This is a genomic window from Pseudomonas sp. Pdm06 (assembly GCF_014851795.1).
Taxonomy (GTDB): Bacteria; Pseudomonadota; Gammaproteobacteria; order Pseudomonadales; family Pseudomonadaceae; genus Aquipseudomonas; species Aquipseudomonas fluorescens_AA.
On record NZ_JACVAH010000003.1, the window covers coordinates 67,421 to 83,817 of the forward strand.

The window sequence follows — 16,397 nt, forward strand, 5'->3', positions numbered from 1 at the left end:
TCAAGGAGCTGGAGCCTGCCCACTGGACATGTCGGCCGCTGCCTTTTTGATTGGCTGAGCAGTGGGTGCCGCGCCCGGCTGCAGGCGCCGCAAGGGGCCGAAGGCCAGCCCCAGGCTGGCCAGCAGCACATACAACAGGCCTGCCGCGGCAAACAGCAGGCTCAGGCCACCCCCCTTGCCCGTTCCCAACAGCGGCGCCAGTCTGGCTTGCCACTCTCCGGTTTTGCTCATCCATGTGATCGCCCAGCCGTCGGCCAATGCGCCGGCGCCCAGGGCACCAATGGGCATTGCCAGCAGGCAAACCATTTGCCGGGCCGACAAGACTCGGCCGAGGGCGTCGGCGGGCAGGCTGCGTTGCCAGAAACTTTGGTCGCTGCTGGTGCTCAGGGAAAAACAGCCGAACGCGACGAAGGCGGCCACATACAGCACCACCGGCGAAGCGCTGGCGCCGATAGTCAGGACGGCGGCGCCGAGCAGCAGGTCGGCCAGCAATACAGTGCGGATCAGCCGCACCGGCGGCCGGGCCACCACCCACAGCGAGCCGCCGAGCATGCCCAGGCCACCGCAGGTCATCAGTGTGCCCAGTACCAGCACCGAGTGGCGCTCCAGTACCAGTGGCGACAACAGCGCCGAGGCCAGGCCGAGCATCAAGTGCTCCAGCCCGAGGTAGGCCAGCAACGCCCACAGCGCCGGACGCCCGCGCAGCACGGCTAGGACCACCGACGATCCGCCTTCGGCGCCGACGCGGACCTGGCCGGTGCCGCGCACGGCGCTGACGAACAGGCCGATCCAGACAAGGACGGTGGCGCATAACAGCACGGCGCCAAGGTCCAGCAACAGCACCCCTGCCACCCCGACGCTGCCGAGCAGCAGCGCCGCCAGGGTGGGGGCGATCAGTTGCGGCAAGCCCACCATCAATTGCATCAGGCCATTGGCCCGGCCGATCGCCTGGGGGCTGCGCAGAAGTCGCGGGATGGCTGCCTGACACACCAGCATGCGCACCACCAGGGTGCTGGAGTTCACCGCGGCGAAAGCGTACACCTGCCAGCGGTCCAGGGCGTTGGATTCGAAAAGCCACCAGAGCGCCAGCGCCGCCGCGCCGCTACAGGCTTCCACGCCCAACAGCAAGGCACGCGCTTCACAGCGGTCCACCAGCCACCCGGCCAGCGGCGCCAGCAGCAGTCCGGGCAAGGCTGACAGGGCGATGACCCAGGCGTAGTCGGTGACGCTGCCGTGTTGCTGCAGCAACCAGATCCCCAGGCTGAATGCCGCCAGGGCCGAGCCCAGGGTGGACGCGACCTGGGCGCCCCAGGCCCACAGCCAGGGGCGTAGCGAAGGTTCAATCGCCATGGTTTGGCAGTGCCTCGATCACGGGCCAATGGTGGCGCAGCAAACCGGCGAGGGCCGGCGCCGCGCGAGACTTGAGAATCGACAAATGATTGCAATCCTCGAGAACGTGCCGCCTGCAATTGGGCGCGAACGCCTCCCAGTGTCGCGCCGGGTCCTCCGGTTCGGCGCTGTGCTGGCCAGCCTCGACCAGTACCACGGGCCCTGGGTAGGGCGGTATTGGCTGGTACTGCGTCGCCAGGTTGGCCTGGAACACCCGCAGTGGCCCGCGCAACGCCTCGGCTCGGGCCTGCGCCGGCATCAGCCCGACCGCTTGCATGCTCGCCAGCAGTTGAGCGCATTGCTCGTCGACTTCGAGGCTGGCGAGGCGGTCGATGTCCAGGCCCAGGTCGCGTCCGGCATCCATTTCCAGCAAGCCGACGTAACGGGCCAGGGCGTGGCGCGCGTCGTTGACCAGACGCGGGCCGGGCGCGCGACTGTCGAGCAACACCACGGGCGCCACCAACGCGCCCTCGGCCAGCAACTGACGGGCCACTTCGAACGCCAGCCAGCCGCCGAACGAATGGCCGAGCAGGTAATACGGGCCATCCGGCTGCTGTCTGCGGATCTCCTTCACATAGGCGCTGGCGGCCGCCGGCACCGTCCCGTGGGGCTCGCAGCGCCCGTCGGAGCCGCGGGCCTGCAGGCCGATCACGTTCAAGCGCCCATCCAACTGCTGGATCAGCGGCACGAAGCTGGCGACGTTGGCCCCGGCACCGGGGATCATGAACAGGCAAGGCGCCTGCGCCGCGCCGGTCTGCAAGACAAAGCCGATACGGCCGCCGCGCGGTTCGTCGACATCCCGTTCGGCCTGGCTCAAGGCCTGCTCCAGCGCTTGGGCCAGGTGTTGCAGCGGCTCGGGGTCACGCATGATCGACCAGTGATCACCCTCGATGCGTTGCTCCACCAGATCGTTGCCCAGCAGAGCCTGCCAATCGGCCCCAAGCCCGTTCGGGCTGGACAACCCCGGCACAGGCGAAGTCGCGCTGAACAAGTGCACCGGCAGGCCCAGGGGCGCCGGCCGGTAGCGGACCATGGCGTTGCGCAGGGTCAGGTTGAGGCGGGCGCGACGGTCCAGTGCCTGGCGGTCAAAGCCGCCGGGCAGCCAGCCGCGTTCCTGGGCCGTGGTGATCAGTGCATCAAGGTCAAGGCCTGCATGCCAGGCGTCCCCCGGTTCCTGGCCGGCCCCATTGCGCCAGTGCTGCGTCAGATAAGCGAGCAGTTGCTGGCGCAGTGCGTCATCGTCCAAGTCCAGGGTCAGCGGCGCGGCGCGCAGTGCGCCCGGCTGGCTGCTGTCGATCAGGCCAACGAACGCCACCGGACAATCCTCGCCTCGCAGTTGACGTGCCATTTCATAGGCCAGCAGGCCGCCCGCCGACCAACCGGCGAGCCAGTATGGGCCCTGGGGTTGGACCTTGCGCAGCAGCGCGATGTAACGGCTGGCGAGTGTCTCGTTGCAGATGCCTTGCTCCAGTTCGGCGGCGGCTTGCACCGCGTATATTCCCAGCGCCGGGTCCAGGTAGCGGGCCAGGCGAGCGTAGGGCAGCGCCTCGCCGGTGCCTTCGTGGATGAAGAACAGCGGGGCCCGTTGGTCCGTGCCGACGCGGATGCACAGTAGCGCCTGCTGGTCGACGGCCTGGGCATCCAGGGGCCGCACTTCACGAGCCAGTGCCGCCAGGTCCGCGGCATTGAACAAGTCGCCCACGGACACGCCCAGGCCTTGTTCGCGCAGGGCGTCGAGCATTTGCACCAGCAGCAGCGAATGCCCGCCGAGGGCAAAGAAATTGTCCTCGCGACCCACCTGCTCGACCCCCAGCAACCGTGCCCAGAGTTGTGCCAGCAGGTTTTCCGTGGCGCCTTGGGGCGCAGCGTAGGGACGCTGTTGCAGGGCTTGCCGGTCAGGGGCGGGCAAGGCGCCGCGGTCGACCTTGCCATTGGCGGTCAACGGCCATCGTTCCAGTTGCACATAGGCGCCGGGCACCATGTGTGCTGGCAACTGTTCGGCCAATGCCAGCCGCAGCGACGCAGGCTCCAACTGGCGGCCCGGTTCGGCGAGCAGATAGGCGACCAGCCGCGGATCACCGGGTTCGTCCTGGCGTGCCAGGACCCGTGCCGAACGCACGTCGTCCAGCGCCGTGAGGCGTGCTTCGATCTCCCCCAACTCGATGCGGAAGCCGCGCACCTTGACCTGCTGGTCGTTGCGTCCCAGGTAGTACAGGGTGCCGTCGCTGCTCCAACGCGCCAAATCGCCGGTTCTGTAGAGATGTTCGCCCTCGCCACCGGCAAAACGCGCCGGCAGGAATCGCTCGGCGTCCAGCGCTGGACGGTTGAGATAGCCGCGGGCCAGGCCCGGCCCGGCGACGTGGAGTTCGCCCACCACGCCGCGGGGCACCAGTTCGCCCCGCTCATCGAGCAGATAGACCCGCAGGTCGGGGATCGGCCGGCCGATGGGGGCCAGCCCGGCGTGGCAGTGGGCGGCATCGATGGGCTGGTAGGTCACATGCACCGTAGTCTCGGTGATGCCGTACATGTTCACCAATTGCGTGCCTTGGCTGTCCGGGCGCTCGAACCAAGGCCGTAGCGCCGCGCCATCGAGGGCCTCGCCGCCGAAGATGATGCAGCGCAGGCGATGGGGTTCGGCGCGGGTCTGCTTCATCCAGGCGTAGAAGGCGCTGGGCGTCTGGTTGAGTACGGTGACGCCGGTTTCCACCAGCAGCCGGTAGAAGTCTTCGGGGCTGCGCGAGGTCAGGTAAGGCACCACCACCAGCCGGCCGCCATGCAGCAGCGCGCCCCAGAGCTCCCAGACCGAGAAGTCGAAGGCGTAGGAGTGGAACAGCGTCCAGACGTCTCGCTCATCGAAGCCGAACCACGCATCGGTGGCGCTGAACAGCCGCAACACCGAGCGGTGCTCGATCATCACGCCCTTAGGCATGCCGGTCGAGCCGGAGGTGTAGATGATGTAGGCCAGATCGCGGTCGCTGGCGTGCGGATCGGCTGCCGGATCGCTGCAGGGCAGGTCGCGCCAGCTGCCGCGATCCGGGTCCAGGGAAAGGACTTCGCAGCCGGCCGGTACGTGCAGTTCAACCGGCAGATCAGCCAGGGTCAACAGCACCCGCGGCTGGCTGTCGTCCAGCATGAAGTTCAGGCGCTGGGCCGGGTAGACCGGATCCAGCGGCACATAAGCGCCGCCGGCCTTGAGGGTCGCGAGAATGGCCATGGGCATGTCGAGGCTGCGTTCGACATGGATTGCCACGCGGCTGTCCGCGCCGACCCCCAGCCCACGCAAGCGATGGGCCAGGCGATTGGCGCGCTCGTTGAGCGCTCGATAACTGAGCCATTGTTCACCGTACTCCACCGCAACGGCGTCCGGACGGCGGACTGCCTGGGCCTCGAAACGCTGGTGCAGACGCTCGCCATTGGTCGTGGGGAGCGCCACGGCGGGGTTGAAGCCATGGAGCAGTTGCTCGCGTTCGGTTTGGCTGAGCAGGTCGATGTCGGCGACCGATTGACGGTCGTCCGCGACCATCGCCCGTAGCACCGAGAGCAGCGCCTGCCAGTGGCGAGCCACGGTATCGGCGTCAAACAACGCGGTGGCGTAGTTGAAGCCGCCTTCGATCATGCCGTCCACCTCGTGCACATCCAGCGCCAGATCGAACTTGGCCGTGGTCACCGGCGCACCGACGCTTTCCAGATGCAAGCCGTTGCCCAGGTCCAGTTCGCCCGCCGGGGCGTTCTGCCAGGCCAGCATCAGTTGGAACACGGCGTTGTAGGCTTGGGAACGTGGCGGATTGAGCGCCTCGATGACTTGTTCGAACGGCAGGTCCTGGTGTTCCTGGGCGGTCAGCGCCAGGTCCTTGACCCGGGCCAGCAGGGTGTCCACCGTCGGGGCGTCGTCCACTTCGATGCACAGCGCCTGGAAGTTCACGAAGAAGCCGATCAGCGGCTCCAACTCGACCCGGTTACGGTTGGCCACCGGCGAGCCGATGACCACCTGGTCCTGGCCCGAGAACCGGCTGACCACCACCGCCCAGGCCGTCAGCACGGTCATGTAGAGCGTGGTGCCGTGGCGCTGGCCGAGGGCCTTGAGGCCGTGGGTCAGCTCAGCGTCGATGCGCACCGGCAGGCTGGCGCCGGCGTAGTCCAGCCGCGCCGGCCGCGGCCGGTCGGTGGGCAGGACGACGCAGGTCGGTGCGTCCTGCAGGTGGCGGGTCCAGTAGGCGCGCTGGCGTTGCAGTTCGTCGCCTTGCAACCATTGGCGCTGCCAGAGGCTGTAATCACCGTATTGGCGGTCCAGGGCCGGCAGTGGATCGACCCGCCCCTGGCTGAACGCTTGATACAGGCGGGAGAACTCGTCGGTGAGGATGCCCATGGACCAGCCGTCCGAAACCAGGTGGTGCAGCGTGACGAGGACGACGTGGTCGTCGTGGTCCAGACGCAGCAGGCTGGCGCGGATCGGCCATTGGCGCGTGAGGTCGAACGGCCGAGCGGCTTCCTCGGCGCAGATCGATTGCCAGTCCGGCGCGCCGGAGGCGCTCAGGTCCAGGGTCGTCAGGGCCAGCGCCCGGGGCAAATCGATCACTTGGCGCGCCTGTCCCGCCACACTGACGAAGCGGGTACGCAGGCTTTCATGGCGCGCGACGATGCGGTCCAGCGACCTGCGCAGCGCGCCGATATCCAAGTGCCCGCGCAAACGCAGGCCCGCGGGCATGTTGAAGGCCGCGGTGGAATCCGGATTGAGCTGCTGGATCAGCCAGAGGTTCTGCTGAGCGAACGACAGCGGCAGCGGCTGGCTGCGGTCACTGACCTGCAGCGGCCCAAGGCGGCTGCGCCCGGCGTTGCCCAGGGCGGCGGCGAGCGCGTGCAGGCGCGGCTGGGCGAAGACCGCCGAGAGCGGCATTTCCAGGCCCAGTCGATGGCGCACCTTGGCCAGCAAGCGCAACGCCAGCAACGAGTGCCCACCCAGGGCGAAAAAATCATCTTCACGACCCACTGCCTCGACCCCGAGCAGTTCGCTCCAGATCGCTGCCAGGGTGGTTTCCAGTTCGCCCTGGGGTGCGCTGTATTGACCCTGGGCGAACGCATCGGCGGGAGGTGCCGGCAAGCGCTGACGGTCGACCTTGCCGTTGGCAGTGATCGGCAGTGCCGGCAGTTGGACGAAGGCACTGGGCAGCATGTACTCGGGCAGGCGCTCGCTCAGTTGGCTACGCAGGGTCAGCGGCGAGAGAGTCTCGCTGGCGCTGTAATAGGCCACCAAGCGCGCCTGACCGCTGTCGCCCGGCAGAACAATCACCACCGATTCGCGCAGGCCGGGCAACTGATCGAGGCGACTTTCCACTTCGGCCAGTTCGACCCGGTAACCGCGGATCTTGACTTGGGAATCGTTGCGCCCCAGGTACTGCAGGGTGCCCTCGGCGGTCCAGCGTGCGAGGTCGCCGGTCTTGTACAGGCGCGCGCCGGGGGTGGTGTCGAAAGGGTGCTCGATGAAGCGCTCGGCGCTCAGCTGCGCCCGGTTCAGGTAACCCTGGGCCAGGGCCACGCCGGCGACATGTAGTTCGCCGGCCGCGCCCTGGGGTACCCATTGGCCGCTGCCGTCCAACAGGCACACCTGGGTATTGGCGATCGGCCGGCCGATCACCGGCAGGTCCGGCCAGAGCGCAGGATCACCGGACAGGGTGTGGGTGCAAATCACGTGGGTTTCGGTGGGGCCATAGTGGTTGTGCAGACGGGCCTGGGGATGAGCTTCGAACAGCGCGCGCAGGGCGCCGTTGATGCGCAGCGCTTCGCCGGCGACGATCACGTCCCGCAGCATCGGCAACGCCAGTGGCGCCTCGGCCCAACCGTCGGCCAGGGTCGCCAGGGCGATGTAGGGCAGGAACAGCCGCTCGATCCGCGCCTGCGCCAGCCATTGGGGCAGGCCGGCGAGGTCCAGGCGCTGGGGCTCGTCCAGCAGCACCAGGGTGCCCCCGGTGCCCAAGGTGGAGAAGATTTCCTGGAACGCCACGTCGAAGCCCTGCGCGGCGAATTGCAGGGTCCGCGCCGGACCGGGCAGCGCCTGGGCGGCCTGCCAGGCCAACAGGTTGCTCAAGGCCAGGTGGCCCATGGCAACGCCCTTGGGCGTTCCGGTGGAGCCGGAGGTGTACATTACGTAGGCTAGGTCATCTGGCCGCGGCGGCGCCAGTTCCGGCAGGACGGACGCCGGACCCACGGTGGCCGCCAGGCGAACCGACAGCGCCGGGCAGCGCTCGCCGAGCTTCAGGGCTTCGACGCGCTGGGCATCCCAGAGCAGCAGGCAGGGTTGGCAATCGTCGACGATAGCCTGCCGGCGGGCGATGGGCTGGCTGGGATCCAGGGGCACATAGGCTGCGCCGGTCTTGAGCGTGGCCAACAGGGCCAAAACCATCTCCAGGCTGCGGGGCAGGTGGATGGCGATCCGTTGGCCCGGGCCTGCGCCCAGTTCTAACAACTGCGCGGCGAGATGATTGGCCTGGCGATCAAGTTCGCCATAGCTCAAACCGCGTCCATGTAGCTCCACGGCAAGGGCCTCGGGCTGCTGCCGTGCTTGCCGTTCGAACGGCCGATGCACCCAGCCTGCTTCGGGGAACGGCGTCGGGACCGGATTGAGCTGGTGCCACAGGCGCTCGCTTTCCCGGTCGTCCACCAGCGACAGCCGCGCCACCGGCTGGCGGTCGTCCAGGCAGAGTTGGCGCAGCACATTGGCCAGGTAGTCCCAATGCCGTTGCACACTGGCGGGATCGAACAATGCGGTGGCGTAGTTCAGTCCTCCGATGATGCGTCCATCGGCTTCGTACAGCTCCAGGGACAGATCGAACGGCGCGGTGATTTGCTCGCCGGCGACACTGGTCAGGCTCAGGCCATCGAGGTCCAAGGCTCCGCGCGGCGCGTTCTGCCAGGCGAACATGAGTTGGAACACGGGGCTGTGGGCCAAGGTGCGCGGCGGATTGAGCGCTTCCACCACGTGCTCGAACGGCACGTCCTGGTGCGCCTGGGCCCCCAAGGCGTGCTCGCGGACCTGGGCCAGCAATTGGCCGACATCCGGTTCCCCGCCCAGGTCGATGCACAGCGCCTGGGTGTTGACGAAAAAGCCGATCAGAGGCTCGACTTCAGCGCGGGTGCGGTTGGCCACGGGTGTCCCGATCACCACCTGCTCCTGGCCGGCCAGGCGCCCGACCACCACGGCCCAGGCGGCCAACAGGGTCATGTACAGCGAGGTGCCGTGGCGCCGGCCCAGTTCCTTGAGCGCGGCGCTGGTGGATTCATCGAGGGCGACCGTCAGGCGCGCGCCACTGAAGTCCTGGCGTGGCGGCCGCGGCCGGTCGCTGGGCAGGTCGATGCGTGCTGGTGCGTCACGCAGGTGCGCGAGCCAGTAGGCCAACTGTTCGGCACCGCGCTCGCCGGCCAGCCACTGGCGTTGCCAGGCGGCATAGTCGGCGTACTGGATCGCCAGGGCCGGCAGCGGGTCCGGCGTGCCCCGGCGAAAGGCCTTATAGAGGGCCGACAGTTCGTCCACCAGCACGCCGATGGACCAGCCGTCGGCGATGATGTGGTGCAACGTCAGGTGCAGCACATGGCGCTGGTCCTGCAGTCGCACCAGTAGAGCCCGCAGCAAGGGCCCTTCGCTCAGGTTGAACGGTTGCGCCGCTTCGGTGGCCAGGGCCGCCCGCAGGCCGGCGTCGTCGTTGGCTTCCAGGGTCAGGCGCGAGGATCCCCAGCGCGACTCTGGCTCGATGACCTGCCGGACTTCGCCGTCCTGTTCAACGAACCGGGTGCGCAGCACCCCATGGCGCTCGACGATCCGGGTCAGGGCCTGGTCCAGGGCGGCTTCGTCGAGTTCGCCATCCAGGGCCAGGGCGCCGCTGATGTGGTAGGCGGCGCTCGCCTGGGCGTCCAGGCGGCTGATGAACCACAGCCGCTGCTGGGCGAACGACAGCGGCCGTTCGGCAGTGTCCGGCAGTACCGGGATCGCCGTCAGGGCAGAGCGCGCCGCACCCGCCATCAGCGGGGCCAGGGCTGCAACGGTCGGGGTCGTGTACAGGGTCGCCAGGGGCAATTCCAGGCCCAGGCGCTGGCGTACCCGCGAGACCCATTGCACCGCCAGCAGTGAATGGCCGCCCAATTCGAAGAAATTGTCGTGCCGGCCGACCCGGGCGACCCCCAGCAGGTCGCGCCAGATGGCGGCCATGAGGGTTTCCTGCTCACCCCGCGGAGCTTCGTAGGCCTGACTGCTCCAGGCCTCCTCGCCGGGCAGTGGCAGGGCACCGCGGTCGAGTTTGCCGTTGGGTGTCAGCGGCAGGGCGTCCAGCGGCATGATGACCGCCGGCACCATATAGCCCGGCAGCCGGTTCGCCAGGGCGTCGCGCAGGGCCGCCGGCGCCAACGGCCCGTGGCCAGGACTGGCCACGGCGTAAGCCACCAGCGCCGGCTCGCGGCCATTGCGCGGGACTGCCAGGACTGTCGCCGCGGCCACTTGCGGCAGGGCCAACAGGGCGCTTTCGATCTCCCCCAGTTCGATGCGGAAGCCGCGGATTTTGACCTGGAAGTCATTGCGCCCCAGGTAGTGGAGCTGGCCGTGGACGTCCCAGAAACCCAAGTCGCCGGTGCGGTACAGCCGCGCCCCGGGCTGGTCGCTGAAGGGGTCGGCGAGGAAGCGTTCACGGGTCAGGTCGGCTCGCCGGTGGTAGCCGCGTCCAACGCCTGCACCGCCGATGTACAGCTCCCCCGGAACGCCTACGGGTAACCGCTGCATGGCGTCATCGAGGACATGCACCTGGGTGTTGTCGATGGGCCGGCCGATGTGCGGGACGAAGCCCACTCCGCGGTCCATCGCAGCCCAGGTCGAGTAGACCGTGGTCTCGGTCGGGCCATAGAGGTTGTTGACCTGATGCACGCGGCTCTGCTCGAACAGGCGCTGCACCAGGATCCGGGGCAGCGCCTCGCCAGCCAGGTTGACGCTTTCCAACGAGTCCCCCAGGGCTTCTGCGCGCAACAGCGCATCGAGGGCCGAGGGCACCGTATTGAGCAGGCTCAGCTCCGGACGCTGGTCGAGCAGGGCGAGGGCATCGTCCACCAGCTCCAGGGTGCCGCCGCAGGACAGCGGCGCGAAGCATTCGAATACCGACAGATCGAAGTTGATCGAGGTGCTGAACAGGCTCTGGCTCAGCACTTGCGGGGTGAAACTGCCCAGGGCCCAGTCGAGGAAATTGCGCGCGTTGCGGTGTTCGATCATTACCCCCTTGGGTTGTCCGGTGGAGCCGGAGGTGTAGATCATGTAGGCCAGATGCTGGCCCTCCAGCCCCAGGGCCAGCGGCGCGTCGCTGGTCGCGGTTTCGCTGCCGCGCAGCACTTCATCGACGTTCACGCGGTGGCAATCGTCGGCCAGCGCCAGTTCCAACGGCGCGTCGGCCAGGGTCAGCACCGCCAGCGGGGCGCTGTCGTCGAGCATGTAGGCCAGGCGCTGCGCCGGATAGGCCGGGTCCAGCGGCACGTAGGCACCGCCGGCCTTGAGTACGGCGAGCAGGGCGACGATCAGTTCCGGAGTGCGGCGCAGATGGATGCCGACCCGCGCGTCAGGTCCGACGCCCAGCGCTTGCAGGCGCCGCGCCAGGTGATTGGCCTGGCGGTCGAGCTCAGCGTAGCTGAGTCGGCGGCCCTTGCAGTGCACTGCCAGGGCCTGCGGGGTCTGCCGGGCCTGGGCTTCGAAGCGCTCGTGGAGCAGGGCACGCTGGGGCTGGGGACGCGCCGTGGCGTTGAACCGGGCCAGTTGCGCGAGTTCCGCTGGCGGCAGCACATCCAGGGTCCGGGCCAGACGATGCGGGCTACTGCCCAGGGCTAGCACCAGGCTGGCGAGGGCTTGTTCCAGAAACCCCAAGGCCCGTTGCGCACCCACCGAGCCGGCAATCTGCGCGGTGATGCCAAAGCCCTGACCGAGGTCGTCCACCGAGAAGGTGAAGGGGTAATTTGTGCGCTCGGCGGTGCCCAGCACCTGCATGCCAGCGACGCTCTGGTGGGGCATGTCTTCCAGGCTGTAGCGAAAATTCAGCAACGCGCAAAACAGCGGCGTCCCTGCCGGCACGCCACTGCAGCGCTGGGCCAGCGTCAACGGCGCGTGCTCATGCTCAAGCAGGTCCAGCAGCGCCTGATGGGTGCGCTGCAGGCTGTCGATTACCGAGGTCTGCGCGAAGCCGATGCGCAGCGGCAGGGTGTTGATGAACACTCCCAAGGCCTGGTCCGCTCCCTCGATCCCCTGCAGACGACCCAGCAACACGGTGCCGAACACCACGTCGGCGCGGCCCGTGGCCTTGCCCAATACCAACGCCATGGCCAGGTGGAACAGGCTGGCGACGTTCACCTGGTGGTGGCGCGCCGTTTGCCGCAGGGCCAGCGCCAGCGTCGGGTCGAGGACGCCCCGGGCTTCGTCCAGGGCACCGGTATTCTGCACGTCCAGCAGGCCGAACGGCGCGGTGGGTTCGCTGACGTCCGCCAGCATGGCTTCGAAAAACCGTTGTTGGCGGGCGCTGTCCTGGTCGTGCCGGGCGTGGGCAACAAAGGCCCGGAACGGCACCGGCTCGCGCAGTTGCGCGGCGCGACCCTGCTGGATCAGCACGATTTCCTCGACCATCCGCTCCAAGGTGGTGTGGTCCAGCACCAGGTGATGGTGCAGCACTTGCAACAGCCAGCGTTGCCCGGCGACGTCGAAGGCCTTGACGACCCGCAGCAGCGGCGCCTGGCGGATATCCAGGCGGCGCTGCCGTGGATTGGTGTGCGCCTGCAACTGGGCGAGGGCGTCGGCCTCGGTGATAGGCAGCACCTCGATGGGCAGCGGCGCGTCACGCCAGACCACCTGCACCGGCTGTTCCAGACCTTCCCAGGCCAGGGCGGTACGCAGGATGTCGTGGCGGGCGATCACCTGTTGCAGCGCCTGGCAAAAACCGTCCAAGCCGGCTTCGTCGTCGAAGGCCAGGGTGGTGTGCAACAGGTAGGTGTCACCTTCTTCCTGCAGCAGGTAGTGGAAGAACAAACCTTCTTGCAAAGGCGCCAGGGGATAGATGTCCTGCACGTTGGCGGCGCCACCTTCGACCTGGGCAACAATGGCGTCGATCTGCGCCTGGGTCAGCTCCACCAAGGGCAGCAGCTCAGGGACGATACGGCTGCAGCCGGGAGGTATCGTCGCCTGCAGCGATGCCAGCTCAAGACTCGGGACCGTCGAGCGCTGTGCCAGGCAGTCGGCCAGCGCGGCGACACTGGGGGCGCCGAACAGCGTGCGTACATCCAGCGGCCAGCCCTGTACCCGCAGCTGTTCCACCAGTTGCACCGCCAGCAACGAATGCCCGCCGAGGGCAAAGAAGTTGTCCTGCCGACCGACCCGCGGCACTCCGAGGACCTCGGCCCACAGTTCGGCGAGGCGGGTTTCCACTGGCCCTTGGGGCGCTTCGTAGCAGTGCAGGGCGAAATGCTGTTCGTCGGGCTCGGGCAGGGCGTGGCGGTCGAGCTTGCCGTTGGCGGTCAGTGCGAAACCTTCCACCTGGATGAAAGCCGCCGGCAGCATGTAGTCCGGCAGCACGGCTGCCAGGCGGGCGCGCAGGGCATTGGGCTCGTGCGACTCGGTGGCGCTGAAGTAGGCCAGCAGGCGCTGCTGGGCATCGGCCAGCACCAGCGCCTCGCCGATCCCCGGCAGGGCCTTGAGCTGGGCTTCGATTTCCCCCAACTCGATGCGAAAGCCACGGATCTTCACCTGGAAATCATTGCGGCCCAGGAACAGCAGCACGCCGTCGGCGCGCCAGCGCACCAGGTCGCCGGTGCGGTACAACCGTGCCCCGGGCGCCTGGCTGAAGGGGTTGGCGACGAAGCGTTCTTCGCTCAGTCGGGGTTGGTTCAGGTACCCCAGGGCCAAGCCATGACCACCGACGTAGAGCTCGCCGGCCACCCCAATCGGCACTGGACGGCGCTGTTCATCCAGCACATAGACCTGGGTGTTGCCCACGGGCCGGCCGATGGGAATGTCACCGGCCAACGCGTCCTCGAGGGTGATGGCGTGGGTGGTGGTGAAGGTGGTGTTTTCCGTCGGCCCGTAGCCGTTGAGCAAGTGCTGGGGTGGCGAATGGCGCAGGACCTTTTCGATGCGCCGCGGATCGAGCACATCGCCGCCGACCATCAGGTAGCGCAGCGCGCCGAAGGCCGGTGCCAGGGCCTCGGCGTACTGATGGAACAGCCCGGCGGTGAGCCAGAGCACGCTGACTTCGTGGTGCAGCAGATGCTCGTTGAAGCGGGCCGCGTCCAGCAGTGTTTCCCTGGGGCAGACCACCAGGCAGCCGCCGTTGAGCAGCGCGCCCCAGATCTCCAGGGTACTGGCGTCGAAGGCCGGATTGGCGGCGAGAGCGAAGCGGTCCTGGGCGGTGAACTCGGCGAAGCCGTTGTTGCGCACCAGCCGGGTAATGGCACGGTGCGGCACTTGCACGCCCTTGGGCGTTCCGGTGGAGCCGGAGGTGTACATGATATAGGCCGGTGCTTCGCTCGACACTGTCACAGGTTGACGCGGCGGGGTGGGGTCGTCCGCGGTCGCAAGGCGATCCCAAGGGCACAAGATCTGGTAGCCGGTACCTTGCACCGGCGCGTCCGGGTTTTCACAGAGCAGCCAGGCGCTGGCACAGTCGTCCAGCAACGCGCGTTGACGCTGCAGCGGGGTGGCGGTGTCGATGGGCACGTAGGTCGCGCCGTTTTTCAGGATCGCCAGGACCGCCGTGACCAAGCGCGAGCCGCGCGCAAGGCTCAGGGCGACCCGGGCGCCCGGGGTGACGCCGTGCTCGGCCAACCAGTGCGCGAGCTGCTCGGCCTGTTGGTCGAGCTGACGGTAACTGAGCAAGTGGTCACCGTCCTGCACCGCGGTGGCGTCGGGCCGGCGCTGGGCCTGGGCCTCGAACAGACGGTGCAGGGGCTCGTCGGCAGGGTAATCGCGGGTGGTTTCATTGAATCCGTGGAGCACCTGTCGACGTTCGTCCGCGCCGAGGATCGACAGCGCCTGGAGCGGCAACTGGTCGTTCTCGGCCATCGCCTGCAACGTGGCGCACAGCGCCTGCCAGTGACGCTCCACGGTGCCGGGGTCGAACAGCGCCGTGGCGTAGGTCAGCCGACCGCCGATCGCACCATCGCGTTCATACAGGTTCAGGGTCAGGTCGAACTTGGCGCTGTCCTCACCGGTGGACAGCGGGGTCACTTCCAGGTCGCCCAGGGCCAGGCTCGGCTGCGGAGCATTCTGCCAGGCCAGCATGACCTGGAAGATCGGACTGTGAGCCAACGAACGCGACGGGTTCAAGGCTTCCACCAACTGCTCGAAAGCCAGCTCCTGATGGGCCTGGGCATCCAGCGCGGTGCGCCGTACCTGGGCCAGCAGCTCGCCGACCTGGCTGACCCGGTCGAGGCGCACCCGCAACGCCTGGGTGTTGACGAAGAAGCCGATCAGCGGCTCGACCTCGGCACGGGTGCGATTCGCCAGCACCGAGCCGATGACCAGGTCATCCTGACCCGACAACCGGCCAAGGACCACCGACCAGGCGGCCAGCACGGTCATGAACAACGTCGTGCCGTGGCGTTCGTTCAAGTGCTTGAGGGACCGCACCAGTGCGGCGTCGATGCTCAGCTCCAGGCTGGCTCCGGTGAAGTCCTGTCGGGCCGGGCGCGGCCGGTCCAGGGCCAGGTTCAACGAAGGGGGCGCGTCGGCCAGTTGGGTGCGCCAGTAGTTCAGTTGCTCAGCGATGCGTTGCGCCTGGCGTGGGGAGCGTTGCCACAGGGCGTAGTCGGCGTACTGGATGGCCAGCGGTGGCAACGGATCGGCTTGCCCCCGGCTGAAAGCCCGGTACAGCTCGCTCAACTCTCGGGTCAGCACGCCCAGGGACCAGGCGTCGCCGACAATGTGGTGCAAGGTCACCAGCAGGACGTGCTCCTGCTCGGCCAGGCGCAACAGGCGGGTGCGAAACAGCGGGCCGCCAGCCAGATCGAAAGGCGCCTGGGCTTCAGCGGTGTAATGGGCCTGCAACTGGGCTGGCGACTGATCCCTCAGGTCGTGGCATGGCATCAGCAGCGAATGCCCAGGATCCACTACCTGACACGGCTCGCCACCGTCGGACACAAAACGGCTGCGCAAGGCTTCGTGCCGCTCGACGATGCGCGCCAGCGCGGCGCCCAGGGCCGCTTCATTCAGCTCGCCGCACAGCCGCAGGCCTCCGGCCATGTGGTAGGCCGCGCTGGCCTGGGCATCCAGGTGGGCGATGAACCACAGGCGTTGTTGGGCAAACGACAACGGCAGCCGCGCCGGCCGTGGACCGGCCGGGATCGGCGCCGCGCCGTGGAGCCCGGCCGCGCCCAGGGCTTCGATGGCCCGTGCCTGGCGTTGCAGCGTCGGGTGATCGAACACACTGGCCAAGGGCAGTTCGACGCGCAATTGCTGACGCAGTTGGGAAACCAATTGCACCGCCAGCAGAGAGTGGCCACCGGCTTGGAAAAAGTGCTCGTCGCGGCCGATCCGTGGCCGGCCCAACAGGCGCCCCCAGATCGTCGCCAGTTGGTTTTCCAGCGGCCCCAGGGGCGCTTCGAAGTGTCCGCTGGCGGCCTGTTCCGGTGCCGGCAGCGCGCTGCGATCGAGCTTGCCGTTGGGCGTCAGTGGCAGGACGGGCAGGGCCACGTAGGCGCTGGGTTGCATGTACTCGGGCAGTACCGCCGCCAGGGCGTCGCGCAGTATCGCCTCGTCAGGCGCCGCTTCCGGCTGGGCCACCCAATACGCCACCAGCCGCGCATCGCCGCTCGGCTCCTGACGAGCCACGACCACCGCGTGCTGCACCCCCGGAACACGCGCCAGGGCGCTTTCGATCTCGCCCAGTTCGATACGATAGCCGCGCACCTTGACCTGGAAGTCGTTGCGCCCCAGGTAGAGCAGTTGCCCATCCCCGGTCCAGCGACCAAGGTCGCCGGTGCGGTACATCCGCGCGCCGGGCTGGGCTGCG

2 protein-coding genes (1 of these 2 cut by a window edge) are annotated in these 16,397 nt (G+C 68.2%); both read right to left on the reverse strand.

The features are described from left to right. Entirely contained in the window at positions 1-1,350 is a 1,350-nt protein-coding gene (locus tag IB266_RS06015) for an MFS transporter (RefSeq protein WP_192260545.1), read from the reverse strand. Beyond that, positions 1,340-16,397: the 3' portion of a non-ribosomal peptide synthase/polyketide synthase gene (locus tag IB266_RS06020; protein WP_192260546.1), read on the reverse strand. Its footprint extends 2,756 nt past the window's final position; 15,058 of the gene's 17,814 nt are visible here — the last part of the coding sequence; its start codon lies beyond the right edge, outside the window — the gene reads right to left on this strand; it ends in the stop codon at positions 1,340-1,342. The genes IB266_RS06015 and IB266_RS06020 overlap by 11 nt, the downstream gene beginning before the upstream one ends.